Origin of the sequence: Delftia sp. ZNC0008 (assembly GCF_000799035.1) — a bacterium.
Taxonomy (GTDB): domain Bacteria; phylum Pseudomonadota; class Gammaproteobacteria; order Burkholderiales; family Burkholderiaceae_C; genus Comamonas; species Comamonas tsuruhatensis.
In genome coordinates, this window is sequence record NZ_JTKZ01000301.1 from 1 (window position 1) to 219 (window position 219).

Here is a 219-nt window from a genome sequence, read left to right on the forward strand (position 1 = left end):
CCGCGTGTGCGCTGCATGCCCATGGTCAGGAACACCTGCTGGGCCATGACGTTGTTGCTGTATTTGTTGATGTCCCGCACCACCTCGGCCAGCGAGGGCGATTCGCTCTGGAAGGCCGGCTGCAGGCCGGCCGGCACGCGGCCGTCGCGCACGGTGCCTGTGAGCTTGCCGCCCAGCTCGCGCCACATGCCCTCGATGGCGCGCGCCGCGAAGACGCGG

The 219-nt window shown here is 69.9% G+C and carries 1 protein-coding gene; it reads right to left on the reverse strand.

Annotated elements, in window-relative coordinates:
- Nucleotides 1-219: D-alanyl-D-alanine carboxypeptidase (locus tag L995_RS10255; RefSeq protein WP_047471393.1), on the reverse strand; the 219-nt coding region annotated here is incomplete at both ends.